This window comes from uncultured Methanospirillum sp., assembly GCF_963668415.2.
GTDB lineage: Archaea > Halobacteriota > Methanomicrobia > Methanomicrobiales > Methanospirillaceae > Methanospirillum.
The window spans coordinates 241,027-257,019 of record NZ_CAXXDL010000001.1; the positions used below are offsets into that span (position 1 = coordinate 241,027).

Sequence of the window (15,993 nt, forward strand, 5' to 3'; positions counted from 1 at the left end):
AGTAATCTGGCCTTTCTGGGGAGATTGGAAAGAAATAGGGATACCTGTTTCTTTTATGACTGAGTAATTGAGTCTCGGCAATTCCTTGTGAAACTCAGAACGCCATGTATAGATCTCTGATGTTCTGCAAACTGTGGTTGACACTCGCACGCCTGAGAGATTATCCCAAATCACCTCAACATCTCTCTTTTCCCCCTTTTGAAAAAATATTTTGTGTCTATATCTTAGCCCACATGCTTATCGTACCTGTGTAGGTTCTTCTCACTTCGACTTTTATTCTCACTCCTAATCGTGGATTACCGTTCTGTGTAAGAAATTTTTATATTAAAATCATTTAGAAAAAGTTATGAATTTATAATCAATTATTGATATATGGAAGAGCCAATAAATATTCTTACAAAAAATCCTTATCTTGTATTTTTTTTCCCCCTGTTCATGGCTATTATTGCGGCATCACCAATTGCTGAATTCAATAGGTTTATTTTTTTATTATTTTTTGTAATTGCTGTTATTTTTTCAACTATTCTCTATGTTATTTTTAAAGATTTTAAAATCCATATTGATGATTACTTAAATTACAGAAATCATGGAAAATTTATAATTCATTCCTTTTTAAAGCACGAGCATATTGTAAATAGTCAATCTGTGATTATAAATTTAAATGAGTCTTTTGGTGCTGAAATAATTCGAGCTTATAATTTAACTTATCTAGGTTCTTCAACTTTCACCACTTTTTATATTCCTTGGTTTTATGATGTTTATGATAAATCTCTAGAACAAGATTACATTCCTGAAGTCACTAAGTTGAGTGTAAAATATTATGACGAGTTGAAAAATCCAAAATATGATAAAATCTACAAACCTAATGAATTTGATGGAGATCAAATAATTAAACCACATTATATCTTAAATTATAGAGATAGTCCAATATCAGAAGCTAAAGTCTGGGCTGTTGTTCCTATCAATCTGAAACATAATTGGTCCGCTGATATCAATATTGAATTTCGTCAAAAGCATCTGTTTCAAAAAATGTTAACTAAAAAAGGTGAATGGGCAGGATGTATTACGACTTCGCCAACTAGGTGTGCTACTCTTGAAGTTAATGCTCCTGAAAATCACCGGATAAAAAAAATAGAAGAATTAGGTATCACTAAGAAAATTACGAATAGATCTGTTGGAATTTGGGATTTCAATGAATTAGCGCTTATTGAAGATCCAATTTTTGATTCTACTTGCTTTAAATGGCGGATAAACGAACCAAAAGTCGGTTATTGTTATAGTGTCCAGTTTCAAGTTTTACCTCCAAGTATTCGAAAATAAGATCTTGGTGTACTCTCTCTCCTCACCATTCTAACTTCGTCTGTCCGTATACTCTCCTCTTCTCCATCGTACCCATCTGACTAGCCGGTAATGAGTCCAGATACGTCTGCTCCTTGATGGCTCGGCCTTTTTTCAACTCCCACGTACGGACCTGAAAAAAATGATCTGCTTTCCCTTCCAGGCCTAGCAGGTTCCTGTCCATTATTGCAGTAACCACCACAACAGGTCCTCCCTTTCGTGCCCGGTTTTTACAGACCTCACTGAATTGATTCATCTCCTCCTCCTTGTCAGGTTTGAACCAGGAGAGATGATACTCTATAAAAAGAATCGCTGAAGTATCAGTTGAAATATATTCAAGTAAATCTGAGAGTTTGCCAATTTTCAGGTGATCGAGTCTATCCTGCTCCTCTTCTTTAAACTGAAGTAAAGGAACATAATCGTGATTATTAATATACGTGATTCGACCGGTTGGATATCGTCTTGGAATGTCGGCCAGGCATGTAAGAAAATCCTTGTGTGCTGCCTGATAGATGGAAAAAGCCTCGGGAGGAATATTTTTGAGCGGATTGGTATGATCCCTCATCGCTATATGGTATCATCAGCAGTATATGAACATGATTCAAACACCGCGAAAGTGTTTACAGATTATATCTCGCAGATTAGATACACAAATTCCATTTCTCTCCATACCTGACCTAACCTGCTGGTAGTAATTGATATCGATCTCATTGGATCGAATGATGGATCCACGATTGACCCCTTCAACCCTGACCGGAGATAAGGAGTCAATCCTGATCACCAGAGTCCTTCGAGAGCATTCTGGTGAGTTACTCCTGGTGACTGTTTTTTCTTCGGTTTTGCTAGGGTATCCAAATAATACACAACCCGGCTACTATACGGATCAATTTGAGAGAGCCATTGATCTAATCGATCTGAAAACAGAATGATCAACTGTGGTGTATTTGCCTTTCTTTTACAGACCTCTCCAATAATCGGTATGAGCTGTGGAGCATCCTGATACCAGGTCCGATCATGCTCAAAAAGAATTAGGGATTCATTGGCTTCCTCAAGAATGGTAAGAATCTGATATGCAGTGAGAGCCCGCCTGACCCTGATCTTGTTGTGATCTACAATGATTTTTGTGAGATAAACCGGGTAATTCCCGCATATGTAGAGGGACCGAGTTAGATACGAACTGAGTACGGTACTGAGCGCTTCCAATAAGATCCCGGATGGTGCAACAATTATCGAGAAGGAGCCTGATGATCCCGATATGACCGGGTGTAAAACTGGAGGCATGGCATACCAGGATCTTGGCAACCTGTATCTAAAGGTTTAGTAAACAGGGCGAAAGTGATCGGGCGATAGTTAATTAGGAAAATCGATAATAATTGATTCAAACTCTATACAGGTAGGGATAACAACTACTCCTCTTTCACAAAGTTGAGTATACATGTCTTTAGCGTTTAGTATTACCTTAACACACCAGTTTTATTTTTGTAACATAGGCCTGGTTTCTGTATTATAGATCTCACGAAATCTCTCAAGAACCCGGTGTCGCTCACAAGCGATCTCCTTCCCGGTTTTTGTATACATCAAATCCTTCAGATGTATCAATTTATCATCGATATGATCCATGGCATCCTGCATCTCTCCGCCTCTCTCACCGGCGGTCATAAAAGCCCGGGCTATACCCACTGCTCCCATGGCATCAAGTTTATCTGCATCAGACAGAATCTTTGCTTCCAGAGTCTCCGGCAGTCTTGTTGATCTGTACCGGTGAGTCAGGATTGCATGAACTACCCCCTGAACCTGAACATTTGAATAATGAAGAGATGGAAGATATTTTTCTGCTATCCTGGCACCTTCTTCCTCATGAGGAATGCCATCTGATTCTTCCAGTGGCCGGGCAATATCGTGAAGAAGGGCTGCAGAGATGAGAATTATCATATCTGCCGATTCTTTTCTCCCAATACGATCACAAAGAGCAGTGACCCGCATTGTGTGATCAAGCCCATGTGCTCCGTGGGCATGAAGACGATCCAAAACAAAAGACCGGACTTCCTCTACCCCTGCATCCCGAATGAAATCTCCAGATACTTCAGAAAAATCAGAAGTTTTCATTTTGATGCCTGTGACATTGCCTTCTGGTACCGGGACATGAGTCCGCTTACAGTAGTTTTTCCTTCAAGGGCCAACGGATCATTAGGCAGAATCGCCAGTGCCTTGTTGTACGCATCAAGTGACTGCTGATATTGACCAAGAATCCAGAGACTCTTTCCATAATTGGTCCATGTATCTGAATTATGTGGATCATACGTCACAGACAGATTGTACGCCTCAACAGCCTCCTTGTGACGGTTTAAGGATGCAAGCATCTTTCCTTCACCAGCCCAGGCATCTGCATTTGCAGGATCAATCTTTATAACACTCTTGTACACATTGATGGCTGCCTGTGCACGCCCCTGGAGGCTGAGAGCATTCCCTTTTTGAATGAGGATCGAGAGATTGGTTTGATCCTGTGAGAGAATTGAATTGTAAGCTGAAAGAGCATCATCGTATTGACCAAGTCCGGTGTTGGCATTACCCTGCCCCATGATGGCAGCAGTATTGAGGGGATCCAGATCATGAGCTTCAGAATATGCAGTCAAAGCCTCTTTTGATCTCCCAAGACCAAGAAATGCTGCACCTTTTCCGGTGAGCACCCGGGCCTTATCAGATCCAAAAATACGGCCTTTATTACAGGCAACTAGAGCTTTGTTGAAAGACTCAAGAGCCTCTTGGTACTTGGATGATCTGAGTTGTTCTTCTCCAGCAGTAACCCATGTATTATAATCCCTGATTCCGGTCTCAACCTCCTGATCATAATCAACAGGAGCACGAGTCTGATAGGTATGAACCGAGGTGACATCAGCCGGTGCTGCATCAGCACACGGCAAAAGAAACAACATGAAGATGGTAATCAAGACAACTGACAGGATTAGTTCCTGACGCCATACTCTTAAGCAAAAACCAAACGTACTCTCAACCTTGACCATTTCATCTCATCTCATTCATCACAAAAAATCTACATCACTCAAAGATGTTGCTTTTTCCTTAACTGCATACGCTGGCATAGCATCTGTATATTCACCGAGTTCCGCTGATAGATCTCTCCCTCCAGTCCATTCAGCAACAAGCCCTGAACCAATCCCTACTGAGATAACCTTTTCTGCATTATGGGACTGGACAACCTTCTGGACAGCGTTGGTAATTAAGTTCATCTGGACATTATAGACAGACCGGGCCACATCAAGTGCTCCGCTCTCTCCGATCTCTTCCAGATCTGCACAGACAACACGAGCGAGCCGTCTTAAACAGGAAGTTCGGTCTGTTCCTTTCCGGTCGGCAGTATCAGCAGAAAAGAGAGTTTCCTCAATCCGATTCAGTGCAACATACACATCTCCGGTTGAGGCAAAATATTCGGTACTGACGGGAGTATTGATCCCGTTGACATTTGCACTATGAATCAGAGTGGCAACATTGGTTCTGAGCAGACCACAGTACACCAGGTATCCCTGCTGAAGACGGGTAAGGTCAGTCTGCCCAATCATTGAATCAAATGCATTGAGCGGGATGATGTCAGTTGTTGTGCTCCCCATATCAACGAGCACTGCATCAGGATACCGGCTTTTGAGCATATCAGCCATGGCCAGCCAGTTGGCAGCTGCAAGCTCCGGAACTGCTGATGTGTGAAATTTTCCATCCATACCATAAAAGATGGCATCAGGGAAGACGGCCTGCACTTCTGAAACGATGAACCCGATCCCTTCCTGCTTTGATGAAAAACAGTCTGCAAGTTCCCCGCTCATCACTACGGCTGCATTCTCTGACCCGGCATATGGTGATAGTAATTCCTGAATTGGTGCTTCCTGCCAGAGCGGACAGTAATGAATATGAACACCATCGTTATCGACGACTTTCAGGTTCGCCCCGCCAACATCAATTCCGATCACTGACAGTCACCAAACCATCCTTTCCAAATGTTGCCTTTCCTTTAAGTGTCACCTTCTCAGGAGATCTTCCATACGATGCTTTCACAATGATATCGGCAATCTCTTCTTCCATGATTACAGCGATACCCACAATACTATCAGTCGGACGTGGGTTTACGTCAACAACAACAATCCGGTCAGCAGAAACTACAAGATCTACCCCGATGTATCCCTGACATCCAAGGACAGTTGCTGCCTTTCTCGCAGTGCTGATGATCTCCTGAGCCCGTGGATGATCGACCGGGGTTTCTCCTCCGTTATAGTGAAAATTGCCATCTGAATCGATACTGATATTCTGCCTGTTTAGTGAGAGTACCATCGGCCCTTCACCGGTATAGTACAGACAGACCTCACCAACAACCCTGCTGCCAACCATGCTCACAGAGAAGTGCTCGCCTTCGATGAACTCCTGGCCAAACTCTCCGGTCCCGGGCTCCTCATCGCGAAGTCTCATATGAACCGCACCGCAACCGGAGATCTCCTTGATCACCCGTTTCCCTGTTGTGACCTCTGCAGGGACATCGATTCCATGGGCCTTGAGGGTATCTGCTGTCCGGCGTTTATTTGCACAGACTGCAATCGCAAGAGAGTTACACCCGATATTTCGTGACAGATCCTCAACGATCTTCGTATACCGTGCAAGCAGATGATCAGGTGCAATAACCAGTGCTTCCTCGCATGAGGGTGCCAGTCGGCGAAGCTCATCCGCAAAATCGGCACCTGGCGTTGGCATTTCAACCTCGTATCCTGACCGGGTAAAACTGTCACGTAGAGTGCGTAACATCGCTTCACCTTCTGGTGCCAGGGCAGGATCATGATGACTTGCATATTCTGCGAGGAGAACTCTCATTGTAGAACAGGTTAGAGTTCATCACGCATAATTCCCCTGATCAGTCATCCTCTTACTCTCTCCGGGTAATGTATTGGGTAATGGTACCCCGCATCCTGCTGACCAACGATGATGGTGTTAATTCAGAAGGTCTCTGGGCAGCATACGACGCATTGAAAGATATTGCAGAAGTTATCGTCTGCGCCCCGGCAACACAGCAGAGTGCAGTTGGGAGGTCAGTCTCCATCTTTGAACCCCTCAGGGTTAACGAAATATCCTACAATGGAGTGAAGGCATACTCAGTCGGAGGAAAACCTACTGATTCGGTAATCCTCGGTCTTTTTGCTTTAAATCTAAAACCGGACATGGTCGTTTCCGGGATAAACATCGGTGAAAATGTTTCAGCAGAGGCAATAACTACATCCGGAACTGTGGGCGCTGCTCTGGAAGCAGCAAACCAGGGGATACAGGCAGTTGCATTTTCACTACAGGTAGAGGATCAGGCAGAGAAGTTTGACAATCCGAAGTTTCCAGGTTCACGTTTTGATGGATCTAAAATGGTTGTCAGGGACGTCATTTCACGGATATTTACGCAGGGTTTCCCAAAGCACACCGATGTAGTCAATGTAAACATTCCATCAGTTATCAAAGGAGGGTACGAAGTGACCACTCTTGGAGAACGGCTCTTTGAGACTGGAGTGGAAAAACGACTTGACCCAAGGGGAAAACCGTATTACTGGATCAACGGACCTCTGATTGAGGATGCACCAGATGGAACTGATGTTCATGCGGTCAGGATGGGCAATATTTCAGTAACACCGATAACACTTGACTGCACTTCTTACAAGGCAACTTCTTGTTTTGGTGAACTTTTCTCAGGCAGCCCGGGCCAGCAGACTTAAGACATTCTGTTTCAAACCTGACCGGTAATGACGAAATCCGGGAATGGAAATCCGAAAGAGAATGCCGGATACAAGGCTGCCGAATATGTAAGCGATGGCATGATCGTCGGTCTCGGGACCGGTTCAACGGTTGCATACACGATGGATCGCTTAGCAGAGCGGATAAAGGGCGGTCTTCAGATTACAGGAGTTCCCACCTCTATTCAGACAGCAATGAAAGCCAGGGAAAGAGGAATTCCATTGGCCTCACTCGATGATGTATCAGAGATCGACATCACCATCGACGGGGCAGACCAGATCGATCCTTCACTCCGTTTGATAAAAGGCAGGGGTGCAGCGCAGGTCCGTGAGCGATGCGTGGCAGATGCATCCAAACGACTCATCATCGTTGCCGACTCATCCAAACTTTGTGATCAACTTTCAGGTCCGGTTCCGGTAGAGGTAATACCATTTGCTCTCGGGCATGTGATTCGCCGCCTTGAGGGAATGGGTGGCAGTGTTGTTGTCAGAGACGGGGTAAAAAAGGATGGACCTGTCCTTTCAGACAACGGAAATATCATTCTGGACTACCACTCTGGTCTTATAGATAATCCGCAGGTACTTGAAACAGAGATTAACAACATCCCAGGTGTGGTCGGATGCGGCATTATGGCCGAGTTTTCAGGAATTATGACGGTCATCGTCGGAGAATGTGATGACTGTCAGATTCTGGGCATCAAAGAGGTGTAAGTTAATACCCTGACTCGTGAACGAGTTTTCTGACGTTCTCGATCAGATCAATCCTGGAAGTATACTCCTCTTCCTTCTCTTTTTTGATATCATCAAGGATGGTATCGATTGAGGCTGCGAGTTGGTAGAGTTTTACCGGTCTGCCTTTATTCTCTGTGATAAGGCTCGCAACTTTCGCCCATCCCTGACCGATCAGATAATTGATGGCGATACTCACTTCAGGCTGCCTCAGCAGAGTTCCACGCTCGATATCACGTGAGGTCTGATCCGACCGACCAAACAGGAAGACCAGAACGCGTGCATGGTTCTGCCTGACTCCCGCCCTGGTGAGCATCAGTGTGATCTCTTCTTCCCGGGTCGAAAAAAGACCTTCCTGATCAGCATCCACGATTTGACTTTCAGCAGAAGAATGCATATGCAGATACTGAAGTCTCTTTTATTGTATTTAAAAATATACAAATAAAAATATTAAAAAAAGAGAACTGATTATTGGTTATTAGAGTAAACCAAGTCCTTTAAGGTCATCTACGATCTTGAGAACCGCACGTCTGGCATCTTCTGCAACCTTGCCCCCGGTGATGATCAGTTTTCCTGATCCAAACAAGAGCACAACTACCTTTGGGTCATCAAGCCGGTATACAAGACCCGGGAACTGTTCTGGCTCATACTCGATCTTCTCAAGATTGAAGCCGACCGCGATCTTGTTGAGGTTGATCCCAGCACCAAGATCTGCTGACGTTACGATGTTCTGAACCTTGTACGTCAGCCCGGTCGGGATCTCAATCCCGAGGTTGCGAAGAAGATCACCAAGGATATCCAGACCGCGTGTCAGGCTCTCCATGCTTTTTGCACCGGTCAGGACAACCTTGCCTGATCCAAAGACCAAAGCCGCTATCTTTGGATCCTGCATCCTGATTACCACCCCCGGGAATCGTTTCTTATTATACTCGGCGTCCTTGATGCTGGAGGCGATCTGAGGCAGGTTGAGGGAATCGGTAATCTTTGCGGATGCAACTATATTTTCAATCCGCAAAGAGTTCTCTGGACTGCCAGTCATATTTATAAATGTAATAAATCAGTATATAAAGAGTTGGATAGATTATTCTTCCAGGGTTGAGACATCACCCGGATCCATGCCCATCTCCCGTGCCTTGAGAACTCTCCGCATGATCTTTCCACTTCGTGTCTTTGGAAGGGTTTCGACAAACTCAAGTTCTGCAGGCACAGAGATCGGGCCGAGCATCATCCTGACATGGTACTTGAGATCGTGGATGAGCTTCGGGGTTGGTGTAATCCCGTTGCGCAGTATCACAAACGCCTTGATGAGGTTGCCTTTCAGGTCATCAGGCTTTCCGATCGCAGCAGCCTCAGCAACCGAACTGTGCGAGACCAGGGCACTTTCAATCTCGGCTGTTCCAACATTATGCCCGGCCACGATGATGATATCATCAGACCTGCCAAGAAGCATGATGTACCCATCTTCATCTTTTACAGCAAGATCGTTGGTGCTGTAAAAGTGATCCTTGCCAAAGTTCCAGTATCCCCTGTACCGCTCCTCGTTCTGGTGTACCATCTGCATCATCGACGGCCACGGCTCTTTGATAGCAAGGAACCCTGTTGTTCCGGGTGGCACCGGCTCACCCTCGTCATTGACCACATCTGCCACCACCCCGGGAATTGGTTTTCCCGCAAACCCGGGTTTCATCGGTTCACCTACCATGGTGGTGATCATATGCATGCCGGTCTCGGTCTGCCACCAGGTATCAAGGATCGGACAGTGATCTTTGCCGATGTTGTGGTAAAACCACTCGAACGCTTCAGGATTCAGGGGTTCTCCAACCGATCCAAGTATCCGCAGTGAAGAGAGATCAGCTTTGTCTGGATACTCGGCTCCGACCTTCATGAACATCCTGATAGCAGTCGGTGCAGTGTAGAAGATAGAGACACCATACTCCTCGATGAGCCTCCACCAGATCCCGGGGTCCGGGTAATCAGGTGTGTATTCGGTCATGAAGATCGTTCCTCCGACAAGCAGAGGACCGTAGGTACCGTAGGTATGCCCTGTAATCCAGCCGGGATCGGCAGTGCACCAATAGAGATCGTTCTCCTGCAGGGTAAGGACATACTTGGTTGTGTAGTATGCCCCGACCATGTATCCGCCTGCAGCATGCACGATTCCTTTCGGTGCACCAGTAGTCCCTGACGTGTACAGGATGAAGAGTGGATCTTCCGACCCTACCGGCTCGGCTGGACAATGGCGTGGTGAAGCACTCATCAGTTCTTCATAATCTATCTCAAGATCATCCAGAAGTCCGACCTTCGGCTCCTGCGTCCTCAGGACAACGACTTTCTCAACCATTGGAGCATTGATGATCGCCTCTTCAACGATAGGCTTGAGGGGGAGGCTTCCTCCGCGTCGCACCGTTGCATCTGCGGTAATGACCACCTTTGACTGTGAACCGGTGATGCGTTCGTTGAGTGCTTTTGCCCCGTACCCGGCAAACACCACTGTATGCACTGCCCCGATCCTGGCACAGGCAAGCATGGCGACAACCATCTCTGGCACCGCAGGCATGTAAATGCATACGCGATCTCCTTTCGTAACACCGAGGGATTTGAGCCCGTTCGCAAATCTCATCACATCCTTGTGGAGTTGATAGTACGTCAGGATGCGTTCACGGTTGTTTTCCCCAACCCAGCAAATGGCTACTTTATTGCGTCGGTCGTTGTTCAGGTGGCGTTCAAGACAGTTGTACGTGATATTGAGTTTTGCATTGGTGAACCACCGGGCAAACGGGTGCTCCCATATCCGTACCTTATCCCAGGATTCAAACCAGAGAAGGTCTGAAGCAATGCGTCGCCAAAATGCATCAGGATCCTTTGTGAACTCCTGGTACTCATGAGAGTAATTGTGAATCTTTGCCGTCTCCTTGTATGACGGATCCGGGTAGTAGATAGTTCCTGACATATTGCCATCTCCTGGATGCAGAACTGCACATCCAATCTATCATCATTTATCATGGACAATTCCTAAAAGTCTTTCCTGACTCTTTTCATTCATCATGAACAATAATTACAATTGTTTATATGGAATGGTGGTTCACAAAATAGGTACGAAAGTGACGAACTTGACATCGTCATTTGTAGAACTTTGCTGACCTACAGAGACGGCAGAGTTCTGGTGATATGAGGTTGATTCATGGCAGAATGGATGCTTAGTGAGGCTGAGGGGTATGATCTCCTCAACAGGTATGGAATTCCGACCCCCAAGTACAGGATTGTTACCCGTGCCGAGGATGCCGGAGAGGCTGCAGAAGCCATCGGTTTCCCGGTAGTAATGAAGATCATCTCACCCCAGATCATTCACAAGAGTGATGCAGGTGGAGTCATCGTCGGAGTAGGTACCAAGGAAGCAGCCCAGTCGGCCTTTAACCTGATCGTCTCAGGTGCCAGGGCTTACAATCCCCAGGCTGAGATCGCCGGTGTTATTGTCGAGAACCAGGCTTCCCCTGGTCTTGAACTGATCATCGGAGGAAAGACTGATCCGACGTTTGGCAAAGTGATCACCTTTGGTGTCGGTGGAACCCTCGTCGAGCTGATGAAGGATGTAACACTCAGAATCCTTCCGATTGACGAAGAAGAGATCAGGGCAATGGTCAAGGAGATCAACTCGTATCCGCTTATCACCGGGTACCGTGGCTCCAAGCCTAAGGACGAAGAGGTTCTTATCCAGATCATCAAGAACATCTGCAAGATGTTCCTTGACCAGACCGAACTCAGGGAGTTTGATGTCAACCCGATCAGACTTTATGATTCAGGTGCCTGTGCAGTCGATGCACGGGTCATCATGGATGACAACATCCAGATGCTCGAGAGCGACACCAGGATGGAAGTCCCGATCGATTACTTCAAACCAAAATCTGTGGCTGTGATCGGGGCATCAGACGAGAAGAGTAAGATGGGATACGCAGTTATGCACAACCTTCTGCACTTCCCGGGAAAGGTCTACCCTATCAACAACAAACGCGATTCGATCCAGGGTCTTCAGGCATATCCAACCATCCTTGATGTCCCGGAAGAGTCGGTAGATCTCGCGGTCATCACCGTCCCTGCCAGGCACGTTCCTGGTGTCATGGAAGAGTGTGGAAAGAAAGGCGTTAAGATAGCGGTCATAATCACCGCCGGTTTCAAGGAGATGAGCGAGGAAGGCCATATGCTTGAGGACCGGATTGTCCAGATCGCCCACAAGTATGGAACCAGAATTGTTGGTCCAAACTGTTTAGGCCTGATCATTCCACCAATCGGTCTTGATACAACTTACGTGGCCCAGTCACCAAACCCGGGTAACATCGCATTCATCTCCCAAAGTGGTGCTATCGTCAACACAGTGGTTGACTTCTCTCTCACCAAGGATATCGGATTCTCGATGGTGGTATCGGTTGGAAACCAGGCTGACCTCAACTTCTTTGATTATCTTCGTGCTGCAGCAGCAGATCCAAGTACAGATGTCATCATCACGTACATCGAGCAGATCAAGAACGGCAAGGCATTCATGGAGGTCGTCAGTGAGGTCACAAGGCATAAGCCGGTCGTTGCCCTGAAGGCAGGATCTTCAGCACGTGGCCAGGCAGCAGCTGCTTCTCACACCGGTTCACTCTCGGGATCCTATGATGTGTACATGGAAGCATTCAGAAAATCCGGAGTTCTGGTTGTCCACACCCTTACCGGTGCATTCCATGCAGCAGAGATGCTTTCCCATCCGAAACGGTACCCGAAAGGCCGCAGAGCAATCGTGGTCACCAATGCCGGAGGGTTTGCAGTGCTCTCATCAGACTATGCTGAGCGGTACGGTATCAAACTCATCGATCTGCCTGAGTACCTGATCAAAGAGATGAACGAGTTCCTCCCTGAGTTCTGGAACAAGGGCAATCCGATCGATCTGCTTGGTGATGCCAGCGAGGAGCGATTCAGAAAGACCTTCGAAGTTCTGGCAAAGAATGATGCACTCTGGGATATGTGTTTCATTGTCGGATTCCCGAATAACATCTTGAGTTCAGAGCAGATGGCAAATCAGATCCTGAAATTCTCAAGTTCAACCGACAAGAGACTTATTCCAACATTACTTGGTGGTGAGTCGATGAACAGGGGCCGCAAAATTCTGCATGCCCACAACATCCCAAGCTTTGAAGAACTTGACTTCACCTACCGGGTTGTCGGCAGGCTTCTCTGGCAGATGTACCGTGTCAAGGCCCAGGGTCTCTACTAACCCATCTTTTTTCCGACTGATATATCCCAAAGTACTGAGTGCACTGACCAACACGCACTAAAAAATCTGCATAAAAAAAGTGAATGAGCCGGAAATTATCTGAACTTCATCCTTGTGGCACTGACTGAAAAGACCAACAGAAGACCCATGATAAGTCCGAAGATCGGGAAGGGTGTATGCTTGATAAGCGGATTTGACAATTGAGGATTGAGGGAGATGGCCTTTTCATACATCTGCCCAGCCTCTCCTGTCTCTCCAAGAGCTTTTAACGCATCCCCTTTCGCATGCCATGCACTTGCATCAGAGGGATCCTTCAGAATAGCCCGATCTAGGGCGTCGATTGCTGCCTGGTACATCCCGTTCTCATAATAGGTGAGTCCCTTCACAGACCACTGCTTACTCGTCAGAGAGTCATTCTCAGATGCCCTGTTAAAGGCCTCCTGTGCCGACTCATTCTGCCCCATCTTCTCAAGAAGGCTTCCTTTGTTGAACCAGGCTTCTGAAAATTTTGGATTCAGTTCCACTGCTTTGTCAAAGGCTTTCAATGCATCCTCGTTTCTCCCGAGTTCAGACAATGAACGGCCTTTGTTGTTGTACACACTGATAAACTGTGTATCAAGAGCCAGTGCTTTATCATAAGCCTCAAGTGCCTCCTCATATCTCCGGAGATAAAACAGGGAAATACCTTTTCCGTTCCACGCCTGTGCATATGTAGGATCCAGTTCTGCAGACTTTGTATAGGCATCAAGTGCCTCCTGATACTTCCCTGCTGATACAAGGTTGTTCCCATCTGTATCCAGGTTGATCGCAGCCTTGTCAGCATATATACCAAGACCCGAAGAGGCCAGAATAAAAAGGATCAACACTAATGAAAAATACTTCACAAACGGTCATTTCATTTATTATTATTAATAATGAGCAGAATCGAAGCAGGAAATGATTCAGGTACGAAAAAAAGAAAATTGGATGATAAATAACTATTTCAAACCGTAATCAGAATGGTGAAATTTGGTTGAAAGGGTGATTAATCGTACTCTCTCCAGGTCTTGGAACATTTTGTGCAGCGGAAGAATCTGACTTCACTCTCATCAGCAGACCTAAGCTGACGGAGCCACCATTCGGCTTCATTGTTACCACATTCCGGACATCTGATGGCAATGGTCGGGAGGGTATGAATTTTCTCGGTGTCATCTACGATGACGATCTCTTTCTCTTTTCTTTTGTCAACCTTGGTCATCAGATTTCCGGGCGCATCATCCTTTGTCCATCCACAGCCCGGACAGACAAAAGAACCACTCTGATTTTTGAGCATTCTTCCGCACTTTAAACAGAACATCATATAGGTATCAGACCAGAAAGTATTTCAGGCTTTTATCTTATCAATAGCGCTTCATTCAATTCTACGAGCAAATTGCCGACTTTTTTTCAGGTACGAACAAAAAGTACTGAATGATTATCTGGAGACAGGACATATACAAGAGTCAGATGCTTGAATTGTTCGTCCCCCTCTCCTGCTTATTCTTTCTTCTCTCGCTGATTCCCGGGAGGCATCAGAAGTATACCGCTATCATCGCCTGGATCTCCATCGTCTGTGTGCTGATCAGTGGTGTTCCTGCCTGGATTGAGGAGACAAACCTGCTATATCCGGTAATGGCGGCACTTTCACTCCCGTTTCTTTGGGCAACGATCAGAATGCTCCTTCAGGATCAGGTTGTCGTGTACCAGTTGACACGGGCAGCAGGTGTCTCGTTTCTTATCTATGCCCCGTTTGCATTTTATGAGCCACTCGGAAATGCACTCATCAGTATCGTGGTAAAACAGACAGGACTGTTCCTGAGTTTCTTCAGATTCCCTTTTGATCAGGTACTCTGGAACACATTACAGCACGGACACTTCAGGGTTGAGATCATCCTTGCATGCACAGGCATACAGGCTATTGCGATCATGCTCGGCGTTGCGGCAGCAGTCCCGACCACATGGAAGCAAAAAGGCATAGCATTTCTACTCATTGTTCCCACAGTATACATCCTCAATCTGTTCAGAAACACCGGGGTTGTGATTGCATACACAGAACAGTGGTTCACCTGGCTTCCAGATATTACCGGAAACCCTGAACCAGGATATGCAAGTTTCTTCTGGGCCCACAATATCATTGCAGAAGGGCTTGCACTTGTATTTCTGATCATCCTCGCCTATGAACTCTTCAGGCTGATACCTACCCTGGCAGACTTTGCAGCAGACCTGATAGACGCATACCGGGTTGAAGTTATGAATATCGTCGGTAAAGGTAGATAATCCGCTCAAGAGCCGAGAGGTTCGTACATATTGCGATAATAATAACTGAAACCCAGATATACCCGACGAGACCCCCGAGTCCAAGTATCAGAAGCGTCTCAGGTCTGCCAAAGAAACCCACTCCCTCAAGGGGATCTTCTATCTTTCCAGCCCGACGCTCACTAAACCCGATCTCCGCATACGTTACCGGCTTGATGAACGTGTTCATCAGAGAACCGGTTACTGCAAGTGCCACAATGGCAAAATCCCATGTTGAAGGACCAGGGATGATCCGTGTGATGATGGGGGTTGCAGAGATTCCCACTCCGATGATCACAATGGCATCGGTATATTTATCGGCAATCCAGTCAAATACCGCACCAAACCGGGTCTCCCGACCAGATCTTCGTGCAACAGTCCCGTCAATGAGATCCAGGACTGCGGAAATGAACAGGAAAATACTACCGGGAAGAAAGGCACTCATGGCATAACAGGCAGCACAGGCAACTCCTGCAAGAAGCGAGAGAACCGTTACCATATTCGGAGAGATGCCAAGTTTAAGAAAAATCCCGGAGAGCGGCTCAACATACCCGATGAAACGGTAGCGAAAAGCGGTTATATTCATCCTATATTGTCCCT

General features: G+C 46.4%; 17 protein-coding genes. 5 read left to right on the plus strand and 12 right to left on the minus strand.

Annotated elements, in window-relative coordinates:
• The first annotated feature begins 435 nt into the window (after positions 1 to 435).
• Complete coding sequence (locus ACHZA2_RS01235) at positions 436 to 1,320, plus strand: hypothetical protein (RefSeq protein ID WP_319578179.1); 885 nt, start codon at positions 436 to 438, stop codon at positions 1,318 to 1,320.
• A gap of 22 nt (positions 1,321 to 1,342) precedes the next feature.
• Here the strand turns inward: ACHZA2_RS01235 and ACHZA2_RS01240 are convergent, their stop codons facing one another.
• From ACHZA2_RS01240 to ACHZA2_RS01265, 6 genes are all read right to left on the minus strand, one after another.
• Complete coding sequence (locus tag ACHZA2_RS01240; RefSeq protein WP_319578180.1) at positions 1,343 to 1,903, minus strand: hypothetical protein; 561 nt, start codon at positions 1,901 to 1,903, stop codon at positions 1,343 to 1,345.
• 212 nt (positions 1,904 to 2,115) lie between these two features.
• Positions 2,116 to 2,619: a hypothetical protein gene (locus ACHZA2_RS01245; RefSeq protein WP_319578181.1), complete on the minus strand. Its 504-nt coding sequence runs from the start codon at positions 2,617 to 2,619 to the stop codon at positions 2,116 to 2,118.
• Between the two features lie 192 nt (positions 2,620 to 2,811).
• Positions 2,812 to 3,444: an HD domain-containing protein gene (locus ACHZA2_RS01250; RefSeq protein ID WP_319578182.1), complete on the minus strand. Its 633-nt coding sequence runs from the start codon at positions 3,442 to 3,444 to the stop codon at positions 2,812 to 2,814.
• Positions 3,441 to 4,358, minus strand: coding sequence for a tetratricopeptide repeat protein (locus ACHZA2_RS01255; RefSeq protein ID WP_319578183.1), 918 nt, complete (start codon positions 4,356 to 4,358; stop codon positions 3,441 to 3,443). The genes ACHZA2_RS01250 and ACHZA2_RS01255 overlap by 4 nt, the downstream gene beginning before the upstream one ends.
• A gap of 18 nt (positions 4,359 to 4,376) precedes the next feature.
• Complete coding sequence (locus tag ACHZA2_RS01260) at positions 4,377 to 5,315, minus strand: hydantoinase/oxoprolinase family protein (protein ID WP_319578184.1); 939 nt, start codon at positions 5,313 to 5,315, stop codon at positions 4,377 to 4,379.
• On the minus strand, positions 5,302 to 6,204 hold the full coding sequence (locus tag ACHZA2_RS01265; protein ID WP_319578185.1) for an ATP-grasp domain-containing protein: 903 nt from the start codon (positions 6,202 to 6,204) through the stop codon (positions 5,302 to 5,304). Before ACHZA2_RS01265 ends, ACHZA2_RS01260 begins: the two co-directional genes overlap by 14 nt.
• Positions 6,205 to 6,284: 80 nt before the next feature.
• Between ACHZA2_RS01265 and surE the strand changes: the two genes are divergently transcribed.
• Together surE and rpiA are read left to right on the plus strand one after the other, a co-directional pair.
• Positions 6,285 to 7,085: a 5'/3'-nucleotidase SurE gene (gene surE, locus ACHZA2_RS01270; protein ID WP_319540587.1), complete on the plus strand. Its 801-nt coding sequence runs from the start codon at positions 6,285 to 6,287 to the stop codon at positions 7,083 to 7,085.
• A gap of 27 nt (positions 7,086 to 7,112) precedes the next feature.
• A complete protein-coding gene (gene rpiA / locus ACHZA2_RS01275) occupies positions 7,113 to 7,814 on the plus strand; it encodes a ribose-5-phosphate isomerase RpiA (protein ID WP_319578186.1) in 702 nt (233 codons plus the stop codon).
• 1 nt (position 7,815) lies between these two features.
• On the opposite strand, the gene ACHZA2_RS01280 is transcribed toward rpiA, so the two are convergent.
• The 3 genes from ACHZA2_RS01280 to acs all read right to left on the minus strand — a co-directional run bounded on the left by ACHZA2_RS01280 (position 7,816) and on the right by acs (position 10,782).
• Positions 7,816 to 8,202 carry a hypothetical protein gene (locus ACHZA2_RS01280; protein ID WP_319540585.1) on the minus strand — a complete coding sequence of 129 codons (387 nt, stop codon included), beginning with the start codon at positions 8,200 to 8,202 and terminating at the stop codon, positions 7,816 to 7,818.
• A gap of 108 nt (positions 8,203 to 8,310) precedes the next feature.
• On the minus strand, positions 8,311 to 8,871 hold the full coding sequence (locus tag ACHZA2_RS01285) for a TATA-box-binding protein (protein WP_319540584.1): 561 nt from the start codon (positions 8,869 to 8,871) through the stop codon (positions 8,311 to 8,313).
• Between the two features lie 42 nt (positions 8,872 to 8,913).
• Positions 8,914 to 10,782: an acetate--CoA ligase gene (gene acs / locus ACHZA2_RS01290; protein WP_319578187.1), complete on the minus strand. Its 1,869-nt coding sequence runs from the start codon at positions 10,780 to 10,782 to the stop codon at positions 8,914 to 8,916.
• 231 nt (positions 10,783 to 11,013) lie between these two features.
• Here acs and ACHZA2_RS01295 point away from each other — a divergent pair, with 231 nt between their 5' ends.
• Positions 11,014 to 13,080: an acetate--CoA ligase family protein gene (locus ACHZA2_RS01295; RefSeq protein WP_319578188.1), complete on the plus strand. Its 2,067-nt coding sequence runs from the start codon at positions 11,014 to 11,016 to the stop codon at positions 13,078 to 13,080.
• Positions 13,081 to 13,175: 95 nt separating this feature from the next.
• Here ACHZA2_RS01295 and ACHZA2_RS01300 read toward each other — a convergent pair whose 3' ends face one another.
• The gene (locus ACHZA2_RS01300) at positions 13,176 to 13,964 is read right to left on the minus strand and encodes a tetratricopeptide repeat protein (RefSeq protein WP_319578189.1); all 789 of its coding nucleotides are present in this window, start codon (positions 13,962 to 13,964) and stop codon (positions 13,176 to 13,178) included.
• Positions 13,965 to 14,104: 140 nt separating this feature from the next.
• Entirely contained in the window at positions 14,105 to 14,419 is a 315-nt protein-coding gene (locus tag ACHZA2_RS01305; RefSeq protein ID WP_319540580.1) for a transcription factor S, read from the minus strand.
• Positions 14,420 to 14,565: 146 nt separating this feature from the next.
• Between ACHZA2_RS01305 and artA the strand changes: the two genes are divergently transcribed.
• Positions 14,566 to 15,375, plus strand: a complete 810-nt coding sequence (gene artA / locus ACHZA2_RS01310; protein WP_319578190.1) for an archaeosortase A — start codon at positions 14,566 to 14,568, stop codon at positions 15,373 to 15,375.
• Here artA and ACHZA2_RS01315 read toward each other — a convergent pair.
• On the minus strand, positions 15,347 to 15,979 hold the full coding sequence (locus tag ACHZA2_RS01315; RefSeq protein ID WP_319578191.1) for a CDP-alcohol phosphatidyltransferase family protein: 633 nt from the start codon (positions 15,977 to 15,979) through the stop codon (positions 15,347 to 15,349). The genes artA and ACHZA2_RS01315 overlap by 29 nt on opposite strands.
• Positions 15,980 to 15,993: the final 14 nt, after the last annotated feature.

What these genes read in the sequence shown, in the direction of transcription:
- ACHZA2_RS01250 (WP_319578182.1), bottom strand. Translation starts at nt 3,444, where the DNA reads ATGAAAACTTCTGATTTTTCTGAAGTATCTGGAGATTTCATTCGGGAT.
- surE (WP_319540587.1), top strand. Translation starts at nt 6,285, where the DNA reads ATGGTACCCCGCATCCTGCTGACCAACGATGATGGTGTTAATTCAGAA.
- ACHZA2_RS01315 (WP_319578191.1), bottom strand. Translation starts at nt 15,979, where the DNA reads ATGAATATAACCGCTTTTCGCTACCGTTTCATCGGGTATGTTGAGCCG.
- ACHZA2_RS01240 (WP_319578180.1), bottom strand. Translation starts at nt 1,903, where the DNA reads ATGAGGGATCATACCAATCCGCTCAAAAATATTCCTCCCGAGGCTTTT.
- acs (WP_319578187.1), bottom strand. Translation starts at nt 10,782, where the DNA reads ATGTCAGGAACTATCTACTACCCGGATCCGTCATACAAGGAGACGGCA.
- ACHZA2_RS01265 (WP_319578185.1), bottom strand. Translation starts at nt 6,204, where the DNA reads ATGAGAGTTCTCCTCGCAGAATATGCAAGTCATCATGATCCTGCCCTG.
- ACHZA2_RS01245 (WP_319578181.1), bottom strand. Translation starts at nt 2,619, where the DNA reads ATGCCTCCAGTTTTACACCCGGTCATATCGGGATCATCAGGCTCCTTC.
- ACHZA2_RS01235 (WP_319578179.1), top strand. Translation starts at nt 436, where the DNA reads ATGGCTATTATTGCGGCATCACCAATTGCTGAATTCAATAGGTTTATT.
- ACHZA2_RS01305 (WP_319540580.1), bottom strand. Translation starts at nt 14,419, where the DNA reads ATGATGTTCTGTTTAAAGTGCGGAAGAATGCTCAAAAATCAGAGTGGT.
- artA (WP_319578190.1), top strand. Translation starts at nt 14,566, where the DNA reads ATGCTTGAATTGTTCGTCCCCCTCTCCTGCTTATTCTTTCTTCTCTCG.
- ACHZA2_RS01295 (WP_319578188.1), top strand. Translation starts at nt 11,014, where the DNA reads ATGGCAGAATGGATGCTTAGTGAGGCTGAGGGGTATGATCTCCTCAAC.
- ACHZA2_RS01285 (WP_319540584.1), bottom strand. Translation starts at nt 8,871, where the DNA reads ATGACTGGCAGTCCAGAGAACTCTTTGCGGATTGAAAATATAGTTGCA.
- ACHZA2_RS01255 (WP_319578183.1), bottom strand. Translation starts at nt 4,358, where the DNA reads ATGGTCAAGGTTGAGAGTACGTTTGGTTTTTGCTTAAGAGTATGGCGT.
- rpiA (WP_319578186.1), top strand. Translation starts at nt 7,113, where the DNA reads ATGACGAAATCCGGGAATGGAAATCCGAAAGAGAATGCCGGATACAAG.